The 20,622-nt window shown below is 58.0% G+C and carries 16 protein-coding genes; 10 read left to right on the forward strand and 6 right to left on the reverse strand.

Annotation, left to right across the window (positions count from 1 at the left end; genetic code table 11):
- The 4 genes from IH881_16645 to IH881_16660 form a co-directional block, all read left to right on the forward strand.
- A partial coding sequence (locus IH881_16645) for an IS3 family transposase (protein ID MCH7869324.1) occupies positions 1 to 156 on the forward strand: 156 nt, incomplete at its 5' end.
- Positions 157 to 499: 343 nt separating this feature from the next.
- Positions 500 to 943 (forward strand): prepilin-type N-terminal cleavage/methylation domain-containing protein, encoded by a 444-nt coding sequence (locus IH881_16650; GenBank protein MCH7869325.1) that lies wholly within the window; start codon positions 500 to 502, stop codon positions 941 to 943.
- Positions 940 to 2,724 (forward strand): hypothetical protein, encoded by a 1,785-nt coding sequence (locus IH881_16655; protein MCH7869326.1) that lies wholly within the window; start codon positions 940 to 942, stop codon positions 2,722 to 2,724. Before IH881_16650 ends, IH881_16655 begins: the two co-directional genes overlap by 4 nt.
- 74 nt (positions 2,725 to 2,798) lie before the next feature.
- Positions 2,799 to 4,397 (forward strand): hypothetical protein, encoded by a 1,599-nt coding sequence (locus tag IH881_16660; GenBank protein MCH7869327.1) that lies wholly within the window; start codon positions 2,799 to 2,801, stop codon positions 4,395 to 4,397.
- Here IH881_16660 and IH881_16665 read toward each other — a convergent pair whose 3' ends face one another.
- Positions 4,398 to 5,666 carry a PAS domain S-box protein gene (locus tag IH881_16665; protein ID MCH7869328.1) on the reverse strand — a complete coding sequence of 423 codons (1,269 nt, stop codon included), beginning with the start codon at positions 5,664 to 5,666 and terminating at the stop codon, positions 4,398 to 4,400. It lies immediately after the preceding gene.
- 392 nt (positions 5,667 to 6,058) lie between these two features.
- Here IH881_16665 and IH881_16670 point away from each other — a divergent pair, with 392 nt between their 5' ends.
- Positions 6,059 to 7,483, forward strand: a complete 1,425-nt coding sequence (locus IH881_16670) for a response regulator (GenBank protein MCH7869329.1) — start codon at positions 6,059 to 6,061, stop codon at positions 7,481 to 7,483.
- A 10-nt stretch (positions 7,484 to 7,493) separates the two neighbouring features.
- On the opposite strand, the gene IH881_16675 is transcribed toward IH881_16670, so the two are convergent.
- Positions 7,494 to 9,326, reverse strand: coding sequence for a response regulator (locus tag IH881_16675; GenBank protein MCH7869330.1), 1,833 nt, complete (start codon positions 9,324 to 9,326; stop codon positions 7,494 to 7,496).
- Between the two features lie 404 nt (positions 9,327 to 9,730).
- Between IH881_16675 and IH881_16680 the strand changes: the two genes are divergently transcribed.
- Together IH881_16680 and IH881_16685 are read left to right on the forward strand one after the other, a co-directional pair.
- On the forward strand, positions 9,731 to 10,360 hold the full coding sequence (locus IH881_16680) for a YfiR family protein (GenBank protein ID MCH7869331.1): 630 nt from the start codon (positions 9,731 to 9,733) through the stop codon (positions 10,358 to 10,360).
- The gene (locus IH881_16685) at positions 10,357 to 12,087 is read left to right on the forward strand and encodes a HAMP domain-containing protein (protein MCH7869332.1); all 1,731 of its coding nucleotides are present in this window, start codon (positions 10,357 to 10,359) and stop codon (positions 12,085 to 12,087) included. Before IH881_16680 ends, IH881_16685 begins: the two co-directional genes overlap by 4 nt.
- A gap of 117 nt (positions 12,088 to 12,204) precedes the next feature.
- Here IH881_16685 and IH881_16690 read toward each other — a convergent pair whose 3' ends face one another.
- Positions 12,205 to 13,995, reverse strand: a complete 1,791-nt coding sequence (locus IH881_16690) for a response regulator (GenBank protein MCH7869333.1) — start codon at positions 13,993 to 13,995, stop codon at positions 12,205 to 12,207.
- 349 nt (positions 13,996 to 14,344) lie between these two features.
- Here IH881_16690 and IH881_16695 point away from each other — a divergent pair, with 349 nt between their 5' ends.
- Positions 14,345 to 15,043 (forward strand): PAS domain S-box protein, encoded by a 699-nt coding sequence (locus tag IH881_16695; protein MCH7869334.1) that lies wholly within the window; start codon positions 14,345 to 14,347, stop codon positions 15,041 to 15,043.
- A 52-nt stretch (positions 15,044 to 15,095) separates the two neighbouring features.
- Here the strand turns inward: IH881_16695 and IH881_16700 are convergent, their stop codons facing one another.
- Complete coding sequence (locus IH881_16700) at positions 15,096 to 16,091, reverse strand: HDOD domain-containing protein (GenBank protein ID MCH7869335.1); 996 nt, start codon at positions 16,089 to 16,091, stop codon at positions 15,096 to 15,098.
- Between the two features lie 247 nt (positions 16,092 to 16,338).
- Between IH881_16700 and IH881_16705 the strand changes: the two genes are divergently transcribed.
- Entirely contained in the window at positions 16,339 to 17,850 is a 1,512-nt protein-coding gene (locus IH881_16705; GenBank protein ID MCH7869336.1) for a DUF2779 domain-containing protein, read from the forward strand.
- Here the strand turns inward: IH881_16705 and IH881_16710 are convergent.
- Entirely contained in the window at positions 17,833 to 18,408 is a 576-nt protein-coding gene (locus tag IH881_16710) for a hypothetical protein (GenBank protein MCH7869337.1), read from the reverse strand. The two genes, IH881_16705 and IH881_16710, sit on opposite strands and share 18 nt — an antisense overlap.
- A gap of 322 nt (positions 18,409 to 18,730) precedes the next feature.
- On the opposite strand from IH881_16710, the gene IH881_16715 reads away from it, so the two are divergent.
- Positions 18,731 to 20,416, forward strand: a complete 1,686-nt coding sequence (locus tag IH881_16715; protein ID MCH7869338.1) for a hypothetical protein — start codon at positions 18,731 to 18,733, stop codon at positions 20,414 to 20,416.
- A gap of 63 nt (positions 20,417 to 20,479) precedes the next feature.
- On the opposite strand, the gene IH881_16720 is transcribed toward IH881_16715, so the two are convergent.
- Positions 20,480 to 20,622, reverse strand: a 143-nt coding sequence (locus tag IH881_16720; protein MCH7869339.1) for a hypothetical protein, incomplete at its 5' end; no start/stop codon positions are given.

Genomic DNA, 20,622 nt, shown 5'->3' on the forward strand with positions numbered 1-20,622 from the left:
TACAACAACGAGCGATACCACGAAGCTCTCGACAACGTGACACCCGCCGATGTCTACTTCGGGCGGAAGTACAGGATCATCACCGAGCGTGAAAAGATCAAAAAACGAACGATGCGCAACCGGAGGAGGGAGTACCTGGCCAGCAAGGCGGCCTAGGAATGAACCAAAAACTGTCTCTTAGCAAAAACCGTCCATTGTCCAAGTTGGTTCGACGACGTACAGATTGCCTCTTGATCGATCTGGCCCCTGCCCGACCTCGGCGCCCCTCAGCAATCGGCAACTGACGTGTCTTGTTGACTCAAAAACCACGGGTCTGTCCTCACCTTGGGTCAAAAAGGAAGTCGGACTCATGGTTTCCGGGGAGAGGGAAAGCCGAGTCTTCCTCCCGCTGCAGGACAGACTCAAGTCGCTTGCTCTCGGCGTCGATGCCCTCGTAGATCCGCTGTGTTCACAATGATTCACGACGAACGGAACGGGAAACCATCGGAGCCTCGAACTGATGACTGTGCGCAAACCGGCACGATTCATATGCCGCAACCGGGCACGAAGTGGCTTCACTCTTGTGGAGCTGACAATCGTCGTGGCAATGATCGCCGTCCTCGCGGCCATTACGATTCCAAGCGTGAAGAAGTACGCCTATCGCTCGAAGCGCAGTGAAGCGATCTTGAATCTCCGAGCCATCTTTGCGGCCCAACACATCTATGCCGGAGCCAACGGCGAATATGGCGACACCTTCGAAGAGATCGGCTTCAGCATCCTGGGCGGGGTGCTGCTCGATTCGCAAACCATCAAGGCGCCAATCTACACCTACAGCGTTCAGGCCTTGAGCCAGGACGGGGTTCCCCGGGCAAATTTTCAAGCCGTTGCGACCGGTGACATCGATCCAACAGACGCGATGCTCGACATCCTGATGATCGAGAACGACCTCACGATAGTGGAATGAACAAATTGCAGCAGATATCCGGCACTCCGAATCCTACAACCAGCACCTTCGCACAGGGGCAGCGACCGGACGCAAGGCTCAGGATTCTGCGACTCGCCCGCTTGCGTTCCGCCGAGCGAGGGCTCATGTCGACCTGCTTCGACTTGCAGAGCGAGGCGAGCATCGTGAGCGCGCGCGAACTGCGCTTGAGGATCGAAGAACTCGTAGAACTCGGCAACCAGGTCAAAAATGATGACGACCCGAAATGGTTCGCAGCGCTCGATAGCGTCGATGCAGCCCTCGACGACCGGTCTAATCAGCTGCGCGCCTATGTGGATCAAACTCCCATGTCACAACTGCGATCGACGATGCCCGCTGTCGTGGCCTTCTATCCAAAAGAGGTCATCTACCTGCTGGATCTGATGGTGGAGGGTACGAACCCCGTTGGCCCGCGTCTGTGGTGTATCGAGTACCTCTTGACCCTGCTGTGCAGCGAGCAACGGGGGGGGGTGACTTGCATCTCTCGAGATCCCGCTCGGCTGTCCCCGACGATCACTGCTTTCTGTGAGCGAATCGAGAACGGATTTCCGGGCGACATTCGCGACGCCGAACTCGAATTTCATCAGGCGGCATCCCTGCTGGGAGGGTCACCCGATCCCTCCATCGTTCGACAAGAGGCGCGGGACCTGAAGACTCGCCTGGGGATCAATCGCTTTGCACCGAACATCGTGCGCGCGATTGTTTCGTATAACACCCAGCTGCGAAATCTGATGTTGATCCGCGAGCAGGAGATCAGGCAATCCGACGAGAGTCTGGGGGCCGCGCTTACGGCGGACTCGGCGGCCTCGACCGAGCTAGGTGCAACCGCCGAGGAGAGTGGAATCTCCGACTCAGAGGGTCTCCGACAGATCGTCGATGCGTTTCGACGTAGACTCGCTGGAGTCCAGCTCGGTTCCAGTTCAGCCGAGTCGATCGCACTCAACCTCGAAACCTCAGATCTGGAGGCGATGGAGTCGGAGGCCTTCTCCCATGAACCTCCGGACGAGCAGAGCGGCCTGATTACCAACGCCGTCGCCATCGGACTGATGCTTCGCATTCTCCCAATCATTGACGAGCCGCTGACTGAACTCGGGCTCACACCAGAGCTCCTCGACAAGCGCTGGATCAACGAACTGGACAAACTGTTCAAAGAAGCTACCCGGGCCAAGATTGCCGCAGGAGAATATGAAGACGCGTGCGCGCTCTCGGAGACCCGCACGAAGTACCTCTACGCGTCGCTCGCGGAACAGAGTCGCAATGCCATGCGCGTCCGCAAAAGCAAACCCGACTCGAGCTACGCCGCGACGGCAAGCCAGGAACTACTGGATGCGGTCGAAGTAGCGCACCGGGCCACTGAGGCGGTGATCCCTCCCCATACCATGATTGAAGAGAAATCTTCGGAATGGAATCACGAGCGGATCGCAAGGGCAGCCGGAATGATTGGATTGCTTGTCGTAGGGATTTTTGCGTTTGTTTTTTTTGGGTCGGGTGAGCAGGCCATTCAGGACCTGGACCGGCCTCAGCTCGTAAAGGTGTCCAAGTATCTCTCTTCTGCATACCGGGACGGCGAGGGCAGTGGACCGCTGATGGTGGGTAGGGTGCATGTCGATTGGCACCGACTCGATACCGTAGAAAAGCGCGTAGTCGCCAATGACATGATCAAGCGAGTCGGCGATGACGGTGTGAAGCGGCTGATTGTCTACGACGACAACTACCGTCCCGTGATCCAATACGCCAGCGGACAGCTCCGAACCCTTCGGTAGACTGCGCGTGGGGTGCTCCGGCCCGGCGCGCGGTATCATTTCGCCCAGCCAATAGCCAGGGAAGTCTTGTCGCATTGCCCGTGTCATCGCGAGCCTTCGATCGAATCGCCGCGCGACCCCATCTCGCCATTGCGCTGGTATCCACTCTGGCCGTGTTGCTCTGTATTGTTGGAGCGCTGTGGGTCGCGCCATTGCCGGCGGTGCATGACGAGTTCAGCTATCTGCTCGCGGCTGACACGTTTGCAAATGGACGGTTGTCCAATCCTCCCCATCCCATGTGGGTACACTTCGAGAGCATCCACATCATTTGGCAACCCGTCTACGCATCAAAGTATCTGCCGGCCCAGGGCCTCGTGCTGGCGCTCGGTCAATCCATCACCGGTCACCCGATCGTCGGCGCGTGGATCTCCGTTGCGGCCGCTTGCGGCGCAGTCGTGTGGATGTTGCAGGGTTGGCTGCCCCGGCGTTGGGCTCTGCTCGGAGGCCTGCTGACCGCGGCGCATCCCTACATTGTCGGAGGTTGGGGGCACGGCTATTGGGGTGGCGCCCTTGCCGCAACCGCGGGCGCGTTGGTCTACGGTGCTCTGCCGCGCCTTTTGGGAACACAGCCGCAACGCAACGCTTTGATCTTCGCTTTCGGTCTGGTTCTGCTCGCCGCAACCAGACCCTTTGAGGGACTGCTGATCAGCGCCCCCGCGTGCTTGTGGCTCCTGTGGCAGAACCGGCCAGGCCGCGGCGACGCTGCGCAACGTAAGCTTCGCACTTCAGCCAAACTCATGAGTTCGATCGCCGGCGTCTGTATCGCCGGAGCCGCGCTGATGCTCTTCTACAACTTCCGCCTGACCGGCGACTGCTTGAAGTTTCCATACCAAATCCACGAAGAAACCTACGCCGCAACGCCATCTCTCCTGTGGCAGGACCGCAGCACCCCCGTGCAGCATCGCCACCAGACCCTGCGGGACTTCTGGAATGGCTGGGCCGCCGAGGCGTACACCGTCGCCCAGACTCCCAGCGGCTTCGCCACCATCCTCGCCCTCAAGGCCAGGCATCTGGCATCCCACTACACGGCCACTCCTATCGCAGTCCTTCTTCTATTTCTACCCATGACCCTCTGGCGCAGCCGAAGAAAGCTGGCCCTGGTCATTATCGCTTCGTCGCTCCTCCTCGTCGGCATCGCCCAGGTCTCCTGGATCTACACCGCTCACTACATTGCCCCGGGATTGTGCCTGTTTGTGCTTCTGTTGCTGCAGTCGGCCCGAACCCTGAATTGTTGGCAAAGGCGCAGCTTGCTGTCGGGACGAAGGCTTCTGCGCATCATTTGGGTGACACACATTGGGCTCTGCCTTGCGCAATGGCCGAGTTTTCTGGAAGTGCCCGAGTGGGCCCGAGAGCGAGACCGAATTGAACGGCAGCTGAATGGACAGCCGGGTCGCGATCTGATCCTGGTGAAGTACGACAACGGCCATGCACACGACCCCCACGCCGAATGGGTCTACAACGATGCGAGGATCGACGACGCCGAAATCATCTGGGCCCGCAGCATGAGCGCGGCAGAGGATGCCCGGCTGCTGGACTACTACCGAGACCGCACGCACTGGTTGCTCCACCCGGACGAGGTCCCCATTCGACTGGAAGAAAACGAGCGCGCCAACCCGCGGGCCGGCGACAACTGATCATTCGGTCGCGTCTTCCGACCCCGAGCGCGGGAGGATGAGCGAAAACGTCGCTCCCCTGTCGACACCTTCACTGCTGACCTGGATCGAGCCGTCCATCTCTTTGGCCGCAGTCGCGCAGCTATGAAGTCCAAAGCCATGGCCGTCTGTTTTGGTCGTATAGCCGTGTTGAAAGATCAACTCGATCTGCTGCTCGTCGATGCCTTTGCCATTGTCCACCACGCTGAACGCGATGCGATCTTCGGGGAGTTCTCGAATCGCCAGTCTCAAATGTCCGGGCCGATCCTTGCACTCGCCCATCGAGTCGCGCGCATTGCCGATCAGGTTCACCAGGATCTGCAGAATCTTGTTGGGATCTCCAACCATTGAAAAGATATCGGCGTAGTCTTCGCTCAACTCTCCATCCGAGACCGGATGGGATGCGGAGCAGATCGCGAGGGCATCTACGAAGAGATCTTTGACGGGGATCCTGTAATTGATCGGTGCCGCCTTGGAAGTAATCTGCTGGGCGCGAATCACCTCTGTCACGTGATTCAAGAACCCCTCCAACCGCGCGATGCAGGTCATCTGGGCCTCTTGCTCGTCGTCCATCTTTCTGGCCAGCGCTGCCAGGAGACCTGGAATCTTGGCCCCCAACTCCCCCGGCGCGAAGAAGCTGGAGAGGTCGTCCGAATTTTCGTCCAACAGATCCACTACCTTTTTGAGCGTATCGTGCTTCGACCTGGCGGTGCGCTGGTGCAGCTCTGAAGCGGCGACACGGATACTCGTCAGAATGTTTCCCACGTTATGCAGCGCGCCCGAAGCTACCTCTGCGGCGCCTGCCGCTTTGGTGGCTTCGACCAATTGCTGCTCGGCGCGTCTTTGCGGAGTGCGGTTTCTCCGGATACTGATCAAAAAGGCGAGCTTTCCTCGCATCATTACCGGGAGGTATGTGGTATCGAACCAGATCTGAGCGCCATCGATCTCCTGGCTGCTCTCGACCACCTTGGCGCTACCTGTTTTCTTGACCTCGGCGATGGCCTGGCGAAAAACCTCTCGTTGATCTGGCGACATGAACTCAGTGCTGTCATGCCCGATCGCATCCTCACGCGAGCGGCCAACCAACCGATTCACGTCCAGGATGACACCATCGCTGTCTAGGATCGAAATCTCGTTGGGCGAGTTCTTCCAGATCGATTTGAACATACTCAGAGTGACTTCGGGTTCGACCTCGAAGGGGTCGTCCGACGGGATGGGATCCTGGTCTGACTTCAAAGCATCGTCCGACACGAAAGTTGGTCTCTCCATGCTATGAACATCACACTCGGCAATCCGAAATACCAGCTTCGGACTCAGCCGTGTTGATCGTTCACTTGAATCGGTTTGCTTGTTCGCCAGCATTAGGCACCGGATGTTTCAGGAACATTTTGATTTTTGTCGGCCATGAGGAGGCGTGATGAGCATGGACGGCTCATCGGGAATAGACCGTAATGGCATACAGAGTATTTACTCTAGCTACTCGATGGCGAAATGCCAAAATATCGGAGAACCTCGCACGCCGTGCAAAGAAATCGAGAAGTTCTTGTTCTTGACCAATTGCGCTTGAGGTCCAATTCCAACCACCCGATATCTACAGAAGTCCAGTGTCACAGCCATCAACCCTTCTCGTTGGACGTACAGACTTGTCTCAAGAAAACGAACATTCGAATCTGCGGATCATCATCATTGATGACACTCTCGCGATTCACGAAGACTATCGTCGAGTCCTCGGGGGCACCGAGACCGACGAGGATCTCGACGATCTCGAGTCGGAGCTCTTCGGCGATACCGATGAACGAGTGGTGACTGAGAACTACGAGATCGACTCTGCCGAACAAGGTGAAGCTGGATTTCAGATGGTCAGGGATGCGTACCTTGCGGGCAATCCGTACGCACTCGCTTTCGTCGACATGCGCATGCCCCCGGGCTGGGACGGTTTCACGACCATTCAGCATATGTGGGAACACGATCCCGAAATTCAGGTGGTCATCTGCACCGCTTATTCCGACAGCTCATGGAGCGAGATCTTCAGCACCCTCGGGCATCCCGATCGTCTGCTGGTACTCAAGAAGCCGTTCGATCCGATCGAGTTGAAGCAGCTCGCATCTGCCCTCACCGCGAAGTGGCAGCTCATACGCCGAGCCAATACTGAAAACAAGCGACTCGAAGCGTTGATCACCAAAGCGACGGACAAACTCCTTGCGGCCGAGTCCGAAAAACTCCAGACCCAGAAACTCGAATCGATCGGTCGGCTGGCGGCGGGTGTAGCGCATGAGATCAATACGCCCACGCAATATGTCACCGACAACATTTCCTATCTCGCTGAATCGATCGGCGGACTTCTGCAGCTGATCGGCGAGTATCAAAATCTGGCAGCGGTAGCCAAGGCCGAAAATTTTTCCACTGAACTCCTCGCCAAAATCAATGATGCAGAAGAGGAAATCGACCTCGAATTCTTGCTGGAAGAGATGCCCAGCGCAGCCGCGCAGGCCATGACCGGCGTCAAACGCATTACGACCATCGTAACCGCCATGAAGGAATTCTCGCATCCGGGGCAAAAGGATCGGGCTCTCGTCGACATCAATCGCATCATCGAATCGACCACTACCATTGCAAGGAACGAGTGGAAATACGCTGCGGAGCTCGAACTCGATCTGCAGGAGGACCTACCCCCAGTTCCCTGTATGTCGGACGAGATCGGCCAGGTGGTCCTCAACATGGTGGTCAACGCCGCCCATGGCATCGAAGAGGCGATCGCTGACAATCCAGACCGGACGGGCTTGATCCGAATCTCCACTCAAAAAGACGGCGAATGGGCGGTGATCCGAATCTCCGACACCGGCGCCGGAATTCCGGAAGAGATTCGTGACAAGATCTTCGACCCCTTCTTCACGACCAAGGAAGTCAACAAGGGAACCGGTCAAGGCCTCGCCATTGCACGATCGGTGGTGGTCGAGAAACACCAGGGAACGCTTGAATGTGAATCCAGCCCGGCTGGAACCACGTTCATCGTTCGCCTCCCGCTGGTAATCGGCGAGGGCGCAGCCGACGACGAGAGCGACTCCTAACCGGGACCTGCTACTCCTCGAGCTTCCCAGATCCAGCGAGATAGCCTGCGATCATGTCGAGGAGCTTCGGGCGATCGATGGGCTTCGTAGCGTAGTCATCGCAGCCGGCTGCCAGGCACTTATCCCGCTCCCCCGACATGGCGTAGGCCGTGAGCGCGATGATGGGCAGATCAAATTCCAGATCGCGGAGCGTCTGGGTCGCCTGGTATCCGTCGAGGACAGGCATCTGCATGTCCATCAGCACGAGGTCGAAAGGTGTGCCCGAATCCCTGGCCTGTATCGCCATGTCTACGGCGATTTGACCATTCTCTGCGACTTCAACATCGGCACCCGCCATGACCATGATCCTCTTGATCAACATCTGGTTCGTCGGCGTGTCTTCGGCGAGCAGGATCTTGCAGTTCAGATGCGTCGGAAGTGCGGTGGGGCTCTGGCTGGGGTCAGTCTCCGCACAAGCGAAGGTCTCGGCAGCTTCCGTGGCGGACAGCGCATCGGGGAGCTCTCCCTCCGGAGGAGCAACGATCGGAAATACGAGGGTGAAGGTGCTCCCGCGACCATCTTCGCTCTCGAGAGTAATGTCGCCTCCGAGCAGCTCGGCGATGCGAAGACTCAGCGGAAGTCCCAAACCCGTCCCACCAAAACGTCGCGTGGTCGACCTGTCTGCCTGCACGTAGGGCTCGAATATTTTGTCGGCTTGCTGCTCGGTAATTCCGATTCCGGAATCTCGAATCGCGATCAACAAGCTTGCTTCGCCCGCCACTTCGGTCGCCGAGAGTTGAATTGAGATTCCGCCCGAATCGGTGAACTTGATCGCGTTGCCGATGAGGTTGATCAGAATCTGCCGTATCCGATGACCATCGCTCCAGATCGCATCCGGCACACCGGGGTCGACCACTAGTTCCAGGCTGAGTGCCTTCGCATCAGTGCGAACGCGCATCAGGTCGGCGACTTCGCTTGCAAGATGCGCGGGAGAAACAGCGCCCATGTCGAGTTCAAGCTGGCCGGATTCGATCTTGGACAGATCGAGAATCTCGTTGATGAGGTCGAGGAGATGCCGACCGTTTTCCAGGATGATCTGCAGTGCGTCGCCGTGCTCCGAAGGATCGAGACCGTTTCCTGTGTTGTCCGCGATCAGCTCTGTATACCCGAGGATCGCCGTCATGGGGGTACGAATCTCGTGACTCATGTTTGCCAGGAACTCGCTCTTTGCCCGATTTGACCCGTCCGCGGCTGCCCGCGCCAGTTCGAGTTCACGATTCGTGCGTTCGAGCTCTCGGCTGGCTGCTTGAATTTGCTCGGTGCGCTCATTCACCATGCCATTCAGCACCGCGATCTGGATGTCGGCCTTGCGATGTGCCTTCCACTTTTCGGTCATCGCGCAGGCGATCTGCCGCACCTCGGCCGGATCGAACGGCTTCTTGAGAATGAGGAGTGAGTCGGTTTCGCCCAGCTTCTCCGCCACTTCATCCCATGAGTGATCCGAGTGGGCGGTGCAGATCACGATTTGAAGTCGTGGGTCGGCCTTCCAGAGATGCGGGATCGTCTCCATTCCATCCCAACCCGGCGGCATTCGCATGTCGACGAAGGCCACGCAATAGGGACGTTCTTCTTCAATCGAGCGCTGAACGCACTCGAGTCCCTCCCTGCCCTGGTGCGCAGCATCTACATCGAAATAGTTCCTGATTTTCTTGGCGTCAGTCTCGCCGAAGAACTCGGCCTCCATCGCATCGAGTTCTCCGCCCTGCTCTTCGCTCGGTCCCAAAATTTTTCGAAAGTCTGCCTGAATCGATTCGTTGTCATCAATTACGAGGATGCGACGGTTCATCGTATTCGATTGGCTCACGTGATTCACGACTCCACGGCCTTCGACAGGTGGCGCGACTCCGATGCTCCACCGATTCGGGAGACATCCCTCAGACTATCGTCGCACCAGTGGGGGGGACTGAAGTCCCGGCGTGGGCGAGAAAGAACATCTCGGTAGGCAACTCTATGGGTACTCAGTACAAATACGGATGAGACCAAAGACGGAAGCAAACTCGAGCCGTGTAGCGCGTAAACGATGCGAGAAAGTTTCGCTTCGGAGATGCATAGATGCGTTACCCCACAGGACCAGTCTTGATTTTCTCTATCCTATCATTATGAGAACTCCGCTCGAAGCTACGCTCAATTCAAGAGTCCGCAGTCGAGTTGAAAGTTGTGCCTCGACCATGCCGATACATCTAGTTGAAGTCAGAGGGGAACTCGGGCGTGGACGTTGAAAACAGTCTCGGCGACGCGAACTTCGACAGCTTGCGTATTGGCTCTGTACCATCGACGCTCAGTTTTGTGCGACGTATGGGCCTTCTTGCGCTCACAATCTTACTCGTCACCGGAAACGCAGGGCTCGCATCATCGGAGCTGAGTACCGAGTACAAGGTCAAAGCCGCATTCCTTTACAACTTCACCAAGTTCATCGACTGGCCCAAAGCGAGTTCGGGTGCGGAACGAAAGTCGATCCATCTCTGCATTCACGGAGACAACCCCTTCGGGTCCATGTTGGCCGCATCGGTCAAAGGACGCACGGTCCGGGGCAAAAATATCCAGGTTCGAGAAGTCGACGTTGACGACCTCAGCTCTTGTGACCTGCTCTTCATCAGCTCGTCTGAAAAGCAGCATGTGGAAGTGCTCCTCGCCGACCTGCCAGCGAAAGGGATCCTGACCGTCGCAGACCATTCTGGCTTTCTTTCGGCGGGCGGCGGGATCGAGTTGGTCATCGATCGCGGAAAGGTCCGATTCCGTATCAACTTGGCAATGGTGAATAGAGCGGAGCTGTCGGTTGACTCGAGACTTCTCGCTCTAGCGACTGAAGTGCTCAAGGGCGGGGGGGCTGCACGATGAAGCTCCTTCGTGGCCGCAAAAGGACATCCATCAGAGGGAAGCTCACGCGATCCTTCGTCTTCCTTTCCGGTACGAGTGTGCTCCTGGTCTGCATTTGTTTCTTGAGTTATGACACGCTCAAGAATCGAGAGGCCCTGTCTCAACAAGTAGCGGCCGTGGCCTCGGTCATCCGCCACAACAGCGCTGCAACATTGTTGTTCGAGGACGCCGACGGTGCGGAACGGATCTTGAGCGCACTGGAGGCCCAGCAGGAGGTCCGTGTGGCATGCCTCTTTTCCTCCTCCAACATACTGTTGGCAAAGTACCCGGCCGACACCCCGGACGAATGCGAAACCCCTCGACCCTCCATGCCAGAGACCAGCTACGGGCGAGATGAACTGCGGATCTTTCAGTCAGTAGAGCTCGACGGAGAGATCGTGGGGAGTCTGGTGGTACATCGCCGATTGGACGATTTGCGTCAGCACCTTGTCGATCGGTTCTATATCTCGGGAGTAATCTTCGTGTTCGCGCTGCTGGCAAGCCTGCTCATGGCCACCCCACTGCAACGCTTTCTTGTCGATCCCATCCTGCACCTGGTCGATGTTGCGCGCAAGGTCACGTCCGACGACGTGTACTCTCTGCGAGCCAGCCAGAAAAGCAACGATGAACTCGGTGACCTGACCGTCGCTCTCAATGAGATGCTCGAACGAATTGAAACGCGCGATCGCCAGCTCGAGGAGCACAGAAACAATCTCGAGACCGAGATCCATTTGCGCACAATTGAGCTGCGGGACAGCAACAGCTCCTTGTTGGGCATCAATCAGCAACTCGAAGATGAGATGGAAGAGCGCGAGAACGCGCAGAAGGAACGCGAGGAACTCCATCGGCAGCTCGTCGAGGCGTCGCGGGAGGCCGGCATGGCGGAGGTTGCCACCGGCGTACTTCACAATGTCGGAAACGTGCTCAACAGCGTGAACGTCGGAATCGAGCTACTGCGCGAGAAGGTCCACAACTCGAAGGTGAGTGGACTGACTCGGGTCATGGCCCTGGCAAACGAACACTCCGACGATCCCGCGCGCTTTGTCGCAGAACATCCCAAGGGTCAGAAGATTTTCCCCTACCTCACCCGCCTGGGCCAATCCCTCGAAAACGAAAATAAGCGAATGGTCGAAGAACTCGACAATGTTCAGAAGTCCGTCAATCACATCAATGACATTGTCGCGACTCAACAGGACTTCGCCCGCTCGTCGGCCGTAACCGAAACCGCGTCCCCATCAGGGATCATCGAAGAGGCGATTCGTATCAATCGTGAGGGCCTCGGCCAATCTAAGGTCGAGATTGTGCGCGAGTTCGAACCCATGCCGGACATGATCCTGGACCGACACCGTGTGCTTCAGATCCTCGTCAATATGTTTCGCAACGCCCAACAGGCGTTTGACGAAGTCGAGCAAGACGACAAGGTCCTGACAATTCGCTTGCAGACCACTGAGGATAAGATCCGCATCGAACTCGAAGACAACGGTCCGGGCATCGAAGCCGAGAACCTGACCCGAATCTTTAGCCATGGCTTCACGACCAAGAAGACAGGACATGGCTTTGGCCTTCACAGCTGCGCCACCAGCGCCATGGAGATGCGAGGTTCGCTGACGGTCCGAAGCGACGGGCGGGGCTGCGGCGCAACCTTCATCCTCGAATTGCCCAAAGTCCTGCCCGGCCAACTGGGCAAATCGCAAGACGATTCGGACTAGACGCTAGCCGTCTGCTAGTACTTCAGCGTAACGGCAAACTCTCTCATGTATTTCCAAACACCGCACGCTAGCCATGTCGTTGCTTTCGTCTTGAAAATGTCGATGCCGTCGGCGCTGTTACTCGTCCGAGGGTTTCTCGGGGTCACTGGTGATGCAGGCACTGATTGCGTGAATCAGGCGATGGCGATCCAGCGGCTTCGTGAAGTAGGCATCACAGCCAGCCTCCAGGCAGCGCTGCTCGTCTTCTCCCCCGGCCCAGGCCGTCACGGCGAAGATGGGGCCTTTATAGCCCTCGGCCCGGAGCCTTCGGGCGGCTTCGAAGCCATCCATCACTGGCATCTTCATATCCATCAGGATTACGTCATAGGGCTCGTCGATCGCGGCGGCGTTGTGAACTTTTTCGATGGCTTGGGCACCATCGTTGGCGAGGTCCACCGTGGCTCCGGACTTCCTCAGCACCATCGCGATCAACACCTGTATGTTGCGGGTGTCCTCGACGAGGAGCATGCGACAATCGATCGTCGGAATCGGTCCAGTCGCCATTGCTTTCGTTTGACTCGTCGACTCAAACGCGTCTCTCGCGGGAAGTCTCGTGGGCAGCCAGACCCTGAAGCGGGTCCCGCGGTCGAGTTGGCTCTCGACGGTAACGTCTCCGCCCAGCAGTTGTGCCAACTTTCTCGACAGTGAGACGCCGAGTCCCGTCCCGCCAAATCGGCCGAGGGTCGCGGCTGTTTCGTTGGAGAAGGGCTCGAAGAGTCTTTGGATATGCGACGGTGAGATTCCGATCCCGGTGTCGCTGATTTCAAAGGCAATGCATGGCCTGCCCGACTCGTCATCAAACGGTTCTACACGAACTGCGACCTCGCCCTTTGAGGTAAACCGAATCGCGTTGCCGACCAAGATGGAGAGGATCTGCCGGATTCGATGAGGATCGGAAATGATCGTGTCGGGAAGATCGTCAGCAATATCGAATCGTAGCGGCAGCTCCTTTTCTTCCGAGTGAACCTTCATCAGGGAGTGCATCTCCGCGGCCAGACTCTTGGGCGAGAAGGAGACCGCATCGAGGAACAGCCTCCCGCCCTCGATCTTGGTCAGGTCCACGAATTCGTGGATCAGTTCCAGAAGCTTTTCGCTGTTGCGTCGGATCATCTCCAGCCCCTCGATTCGCTCTGCGACCTCGAGGTTCATGCCATCATTGGACAGCAGCAACTCCGCGTAACCCAGGATCACCGTCATGGGCGTGCGCACTTCGTGATTCACGTTGGCCAGGAACTCCGCCTTGGCGCTATCTGCCTTCTCTGCAGCCAGGCGGATCGACTCGATCTCTCGCGTTCGATTCAAGACCTGTTTTTCGAGTTCGCCCTCTTTTACCCTGGCCTGCCTGCGAACGCCCCACCTCCTCGTCAGATTGGTGGCCATCTGCCTTACAGCATCTGTGTCGAAGGGCTTTTTGATCATCATGAATTGATCGGTGAAGCCCAGGCGCTTGTCGATCTCGGACCATGAATAGTCCGAGTAGGCACTACAAATGACGATCTCTAGACCGGGGTCGGCCTGCAAGAGGTGTTCGGCCGTGATCAGGCCGTCCCATCCCGGTGGCATACGCATATCGACGAACGCCAGGGAGAAGGGAGTGCCGGCCTCGATGGCGGCCTTGACCTTTTCGTAACCCTCTTGTCCCTGGGAGGCCGTTTCGATTTCGAATCCTGCAAAGTCGTCTTCGCTTGCGTCGCCATGTTTGTCAGCTGCGCCAAAGAGCTCCTCTTCGAGATCGTTGAGAGCGTCGTCTGTGATCGATTTTTTGCTCTCCAAGATGAGCCTTGCATCCAAGATCGTCTTGAAATCTGCCTGAATAGCCTCGTTGTCGTCGATGACGATGATTCTAGGTTCGGCGGCTTCGCTGCTCATGAAGGACTCCTCGTCTCGGTTTCAGAGCGGGTAGAGTCCCTTTCATCGGGCTTCCGAAATGTCGCGTTGACTCCGCGCACGGTGTGATCACCAAAATACATGCTTTGCCCCAGTCACAATCGGAGCCCCCGTAGTCAGTAGTATGGAGACGAAGCAAAACCTGGGGCCGGGCTAGAACGCCATGATTTGGCAATACCGACAAAATGGCTTGTGTGAATAGCCGGAATGAATCAGGTTTTGTTTTGAATTGCGCCTGGCATATTCTAATTACGCGCCGCCACCAACTAATCGACTCATTCCGGTGTTCCACTGGTGTGAGGAAGACTCGTTTTTGCTGTAATCGCCTCAGATGACTCGAGATAGCTCTCGGAACTTCACAGACCTGAATAGCGTTCTGGACATGCTGCACAGCGGCTTTGGCATCTGGGACCTGGAAGGGACATTCCTTCTCGCGAATCGCTGTCTAGCGAAATGGCTGGACTGTACGCCCGAAGAGGCAATCGGTCGTAATCTCATTGATTTCGTTCCCGAGAGCGAACGCGAACAGGTCCGGAGATCACTCGCGGAGGTCGTTGCAGGCAATCCCAACACCCGCATGACCACCATCCAGCGCGACGACGGTTCCTCATTTCCAGTCCTCGTTTCGCCGGCCCTGCTCTCCGACGGAAACGGCAATTCCACCGGCATCGCTGCCATTATCATGGATGTTGCGCAAGTGGAAGACAGTCAACTCCACACCGCCGATTCATTCATTGCCATCCAGATGACCCTGACCCGGATGTACAACGAACTGCGCTCAATGAATCTAACTGCCGCATTGCCGGATTCTCAACCTCTGCCCGCCGCCCATCCCGATTTTGTAAATCTCACCCCACGCGAGTATGAGGTGCTCACCCACCTCGCCAGCGGCAGGCGGGTAGCGAACATATCCGAGCATCTCGGCGTGACACCCAGTACGATTCGCAATCACTTGAAGTCGATCTACCGGAAGTGGAATGTGAGTTCACAACACGAGCTCATCGAGCGAGTCCGCGCACTGCGGGGCTAGCTGCGCCAGCAGAGTAAAGATTAATCTGCCCGATCGATCGCCAGCGCAATAATCAGGAGAAGTTCCGCACGACCTCTTCCGCGTCGCTCTGGATCAACTCCATCTCTGGGTCGGTGAGTTGCAGTGCCGTCTTCGCGTGTTCGAGCGTCTTGGGCGTGCTTCGATCCACCGACGTATGACTCCGAACACAGTCCCGCTCGAGTTCCGTCATCGCCTCTACCTTGGCGTCGGCCTTCGGGATCACCCCGAAGCCGAGAGAGTGTGCAAGATCGTCTGCCAGACAAACGGTCGCCGCCAGCGGATGGGCGTGACCTTCGAGGATGACCTGGTGATGGTTGCGCATGACCAGCTTGATGTCGGGGGGCAGGTTCCAATGATCCGCCATCAACTCCGCCGCCCGAGTGTGGACCCGGTCTACCGCCGGCCAGATTGCGATCAGGTCGGGGGGCGTCTTGCGCTTGCCCTTGTTGTCCGACAATGCCAGCAAGGTGCCGGCGATGCCCGCATCGTGTAGCAGCCCTGCCAGAAAGGCATAGTCTCCATCCATCGGGCTGTACTTGGACACGACCTTCGAGAGATGCGCGGTCATCGTGCAGTGCCGCCGGATCAGGTCCATCGTGTCCGCATAGTCGGGGGAGCGGAACACCTTCATGTTCATCGCGATCTGCATTACAACATCGCGCAGCGTCTTGAGTCCGAGTCGAACAAGCGCGTCGCGAAGCGACGTGAGTTGCGACGCACCCGCATAAATTGGCGACTGAACCATTTTGATGATGCGGCCGGCGATCATGCTGTCTTGCTCTAGCAGTACGACCACGTCGTCGAAGTCGACATCGGGCTGCTGGGAGAGACTCATCAGATCTACGGCTACCGCGGGCAGTGTCGGGGGCCGATAGTCGGGGGCGGACAGCGCCTTCAGGAGCTGCTCGACCATCGCCTCTTCGTCGATCAAGACATCGTCTCCGAAGTCGATGGTTACCTTGCCCTCCCCATAACCCTCCTCGCCTTTGCTCTTGCCTTGCTTTCGTCTGCGGAGGGGATTTCTCATGAACTCTCTCGGGTCATCGTCGCGCCGGGTACCACGCACCGGCGAAATGGGGAACGACTCAATGGATCAAACAGGGGGATCGGTACAACCGTGCGCTCGACTTGAGTTTGCGTAGGGCCTGCTCAATGATTTGCGGGAGCCGTCATTCGGAGAATCCCTGGAGCGGGAGAAGCCCGCCTGGCCTCGCTTTCAAGCTGCCCCCTGCCCCCGCATCCAACGACCCACTACACTGCTTTGCGATTGTGCTATGGAGATCAACCGAAAGGCCAGTTCAATGCCCCCGAGTTTCCGACGCCTGTCCAAATCCCGGGTTCAGTCTGGAGCCCAGTGCACGCTGAGGCTGTGGAACGACTGCTTTGAGCGAGAACTCGCCACACCTGCCGACGAAGTGCTGCAATTCATCTTTGATCGCGGGACTCAAATCGGCCTGGTTGCCCAGGAGCGCTATCCCGGCGGACAGGTGATCGACGCCGCGTACTACGAGACCGCTCTCGCTCTCAAGCAGACCGAAGAGGCACTCGCAGGCAATGGCGTCCCCGCGCTCTTCGAACCCGCATTTGTTCACAACAACGTCCTTGCCCGCATCGATGTCCTGAAGCGAGCCGGCCGCGACGAGTGGGACCTCATTGAAGTGAAGGGCGCAAGTACAAAGAAGGACGTATATCTGCGCGACTTGGCGATTCAGCTCTGGATTGTGCGCGGAGCCGGGGTTCGTGTGCGCCGGGCGGGGCTCTTGTTGCTCAACAGAGACTACGTCTATGACGGCAAGCATCTCGATCTCGAACAGCTCTTCAGCTTCGTCGACCTCACCGATGAAGCCCTCGCCATGCACGACGAGATCGAGCTGCTCGTGAATTCACTGCAGCAGGTAGTCAGCCAAGAAAACCCACCGCAGGTCGAACCCGGCGAACATTGCCATATCCCCTATTCCTGCCCCTACTATGCCCACTGCACCCGGGATTACGATTTCGCTCAGCACCCCATTCGCGATCTGCCCCGGATCAGCGCCAAGAAGCGGAAGCAACTCGAAGAGAAAGGCGTAATGGAGATCGCCAAGATCCCCGACGACTTTTCTTTGAACGAAGCCCAGGCCCGGGTCCGCAAGGCCGTCATCACCGGCAAAGACTGGGCGTCCGACGGCCTGGCCGGTGCGCTGGCTGACATTTCATACCCCGTCCACCACCTGGATTTCGAAGCCTTCATGCCCGCGATCCCAATTTTTCCGGGGACCCGACCGTTCGACGCCGTGCCGTTTCAGTATTCGATCCATCGACAGACCGAGGCTGGAGACATCGAGCATCTCGAGTACATGTACATCGATGGCCATGATCCTCATCGTGAACTCGCCGAGCGCCTGTTGGTTGATCTCGGCAAGCGGGGGAGCATCTGTGTGTATTCCTCCTACGAAAAGTCGACGATCAATTCTTTGGCCGGACGCCTGCCCGATCTCGCAGACGAACTCGCAGCGTTGCTCGATCGAATCTGGGACCTCCTCCCGATCATTCAGCGCCACTACTACCACCCTGAGTTTCACGGCTCCTTCTCCATCAAGAGCGTGCTCCCAGTACTCGTTCCCGAACTCAGCTATGAGGACATGGAGATCGGCGACGGCATGGCCGCGGCAAGCCAGTTCGAAATTGCCCGGGGGTTGGACAACGAAGATGCTCGCAACGAGATTTACGAAAGTCTTCGGGTCTATTGCAAGCAGGATACCGTCGCGATGGTCGAACTGCGGCGGGCTCTAGCGCGTAGGGTCTGAGGGTCGCGGCTTCGGGAAGTCGCGGTCCATGATTGTCTTGCGCTCCGCCTGTCGCGCCTCGCGGATGGCATCGTCACAGAGGGCGCGAACGTGCGCGCTCAACGACTCCATCACGGCGTCCGAAGTGTTCATGCCCGAGCGAGCGCGAACGTAAGCCTTGAGCTTGGAAGCAACGATCAGGATCTCGTGCGGGATGTCGTCGCTGGCGGGGTCGCGCTGCGCTTGCGGACGAACGAGAGTGCGACGACTCGCGCGCCCCGAACTCTTGCTCGAATTCTCGGGGGCCGCAGGGACCCCGGAACGCTTCGCGACGGGGCGCGACGCCTCTTGCTGCTCCCGCGCCCAGACCTCGCGGGTGGGGGAACGCTGCTCCTCGGCCCATGCCTCTCGATGGCGCATGATGGGCAGGTGCGCGTCCCAACACGACACGGAGCAGAACAACAACGCCGTGCGCTTGCGGTTGCAGGTGGAAACGTTGCAGGTCCAGTAAGCCTGAGAAAACGCGATCGGCTTCTTGCAACTGCTGCAGGGACGCCAGTGGTCGGCCTCGACGCTCATACGAACCTCTCTTCGGTGGCGGTGCGGATTCCGGGGATGGGCCGCCGCGGTAAAACAGGCATAGCTAGGAGTTGCACTCGAGGCTCTCGTGGAAAGCCGCGACTTCGGGCACTGCCGCTATCTATGTCGAATCCTATGTCGAATCGTCGAATCAATGACTTTCCAGTGGCGCTTGTCTCCCACATCCGAATCACTGCGAGGGACATTGCCCCACTTAGCCAAAGCATTGCTTCCATTCATACCTCCGCGTCGCGCATGGCTACTTGCGATGTATCTTACTTGGTCTAGGAGCGAGCACACCTTGAATTGACAGGAGTCCGCCATGCATCTCCGCCCGACTGCTTCGATGATCGCAATTGCATCGATTCTTCTACTGTTGCTGGCGAGTCCCGCTGCTGCGGGGAACATTCACGACCCCCGCGCGATCGCGGCAAACCCCGCCACCGCCACCGGGCCCATTGCGCCGAAGCTCGCCGGACTGGGTTCACTTCACTTCGCGGTAACCACCAGTGTCCCCGAATCACAGGCCTTCTTCGATCAAGGCCTTCGACTCACCTACGCGTTCAATCACTCCGAAGCGCTACGAGCCTTCAAAGAGGCTGCGCGGCTCGACCCGAGGAATGCGATGGCGTACTGGGGATGGGCGCTTGTGCTCGGCCCCAATATCAATCTGCCAATGCAGCTCGACGTCAGTAAACAAGCCTATTGGGCGAGCACGCATGCAATGTCATTGCGCAAAGACATCACTGCAAAGGAGAGCGCACTCATTGAGGCGCTCGCGTCTCGCTATGTGGCAGTAGCGTCGGAACAGCGACATGAATTGGATCTGAAATACTCAGACCGCATGGCGAATGTCAACGCACAGCACCCAGGTGATGCTGATATCGAAACGCTCTACGCCGCATCACTGATGAACCTTCGACCGTGGGATTATTGGCGAAACGATGGCGTGCCGAAACGCGGAACCGAAACAATCCTCGCGCTGCTCGAAGCCGCGATCGCGCGCGACGGCAAGCACCCGGGCGCGTTGCACTACTACATCCACGCGGTCGAAGCGGTGCATCCAGAGCGCGGCGAAGCGAGCGCCGATGCGTTGCGGGGCTTGATGCCGGGTGCGGGCCACCTCGTCCACATGCCCTCGCATATCTATATGCGTGTAGGCCGCTATGCAGAGTCATTCGAAGCCAACCGTCTCGCCTCGGAAGCCGACGCCAGCTACATAAGCCAGTGCCGTGCTCAAGGCGTGTACCCGCTCAACTACTATCCCCACAACCTGCACTTCATGGTCTGGTCCGCAATTTTCCAGGGCCGCAGCCAAACCGCCCTCACTGCAGCACGCGTGGTCGCGAGCAAAATTCCCGAAACCATGGATGGCGACACCTTTGGTTCGTTCGAAACCTGGATGAGCCAGCCGATGTACGTGATGGTGCGCTTCGGTCAATGGAACAAGCTGTTGGCCGAGCCTCTACCGGCCGAAGGCGCGCTCTTCATGCGCGGAGTTCAGCACTACGCGCGCGGGCTTGCGCAGATCCATACTGACCATCGTCGGCGAGCGAAAAAGGAACTGCGCAAGCTGCGCGAACTGATAGCGACAATTCCCGATCAGTATCTGATCGGCTTTGGCAGTGCACCCAAGCTGTTGGCGATTGCGGAGCTGATCCTCTCGGGCGAGATCGACATCGCGCGCGAACGCTACGGCAAGGGCATTGCCAAGCTCGAACGCGCTGTCCGGCTCGAAGACGGCCTGCTCTACAACGAACCGCCTGACTGGTACTTCCCTGTCCGACATTTGCTCGGTGCAGCGCTAATGGAAGCGGGTCGGCCCGAAGAAGCCGAAGTGGTCTACTGGCAGGACCTTCGCAAGAACCGAGATAACGGCTACGCGCTCTTCGGACTCTCCGAAAGCCTCGCTGCCCAGGGCAAGAGCGAAGCGGCCGCGGCGGCACTGGCGCGTTTCGAGACAGCGTGGAAGGACGCCGAAACAACCCTGCAATCGTCGCGCTTCTAGGGAATCTGTAAACGACTGACGATCGGATTTGATAACAGCACGAACTGGGTTCTGTCGCGCCCGCTACGACATCGACGTGAGGAGCCGGTCGATACTGTTGGCCGCGGTCATGCGCCCGTCTTGCTTCTGCATGTAGCGGCTCGTCTCCGCGATTCGCGCTTGAATGGCCGGATCGGTGCGCAACCGCTCGATGTTGTCGAGCAGTT

The organism is Myxococcales bacterium, assembly GCA_022563535.1.
In the GTDB taxonomy this organism is placed as follows: Bacteria; Myxococcota_A; UBA9160; order UBA9160; family UBA4427; genus DUBZ01.

Coding starts and splice junctions, on each gene's coding strand:
- IH881_16650 (MCH7869325.1), top strand. CDS start 500: ATGACTGTGCGCAAACCGGCACGATTCATATGCCGCAACCGGGCACGA.
- IH881_16700 (MCH7869335.1), bottom strand. CDS start 16,091: ATGAGAAATCCCCTCCGCAGACGAAAGCAAGGCAAGAGCAAAGGCGAG.
- IH881_16710 (MCH7869337.1), bottom strand. CDS start 18,408: ATGAGCGTCGAGGCCGACCACTGGCGTCCCTGCAGCAGTTGCAAGAAG.
- IH881_16690 (MCH7869333.1), bottom strand. CDS start 13,995: ATGAGCAGCGAAGCCGCCGAACCTAGAATCATCGTCATCGACGACAAC.
- IH881_16655 (MCH7869326.1), top strand. CDS start 940: ATGAACAAATTGCAGCAGATATCCGGCACTCCGAATCCTACAACCAGC.
- IH881_16685 (MCH7869332.1), top strand. CDS start 10,357: ATGAAGCTCCTTCGTGGCCGCAAAAGGACATCCATCAGAGGGAAGCTC.
- IH881_16705 (MCH7869336.1), top strand. CDS start 16,339: ATGGAGATCAACCGAAAGGCCAGTTCAATGCCCCCGAGTTTCCGACGC.
- IH881_16715 (MCH7869338.1), top strand. CDS start 18,731: ATGCATCTCCGCCCGACTGCTTCGATGATCGCAATTGCATCGATTCTT.
- IH881_16695 (MCH7869334.1), top strand. CDS start 14,345: ATGACTCGAGATAGCTCTCGGAACTTCACAGACCTGAATAGCGTTCTG.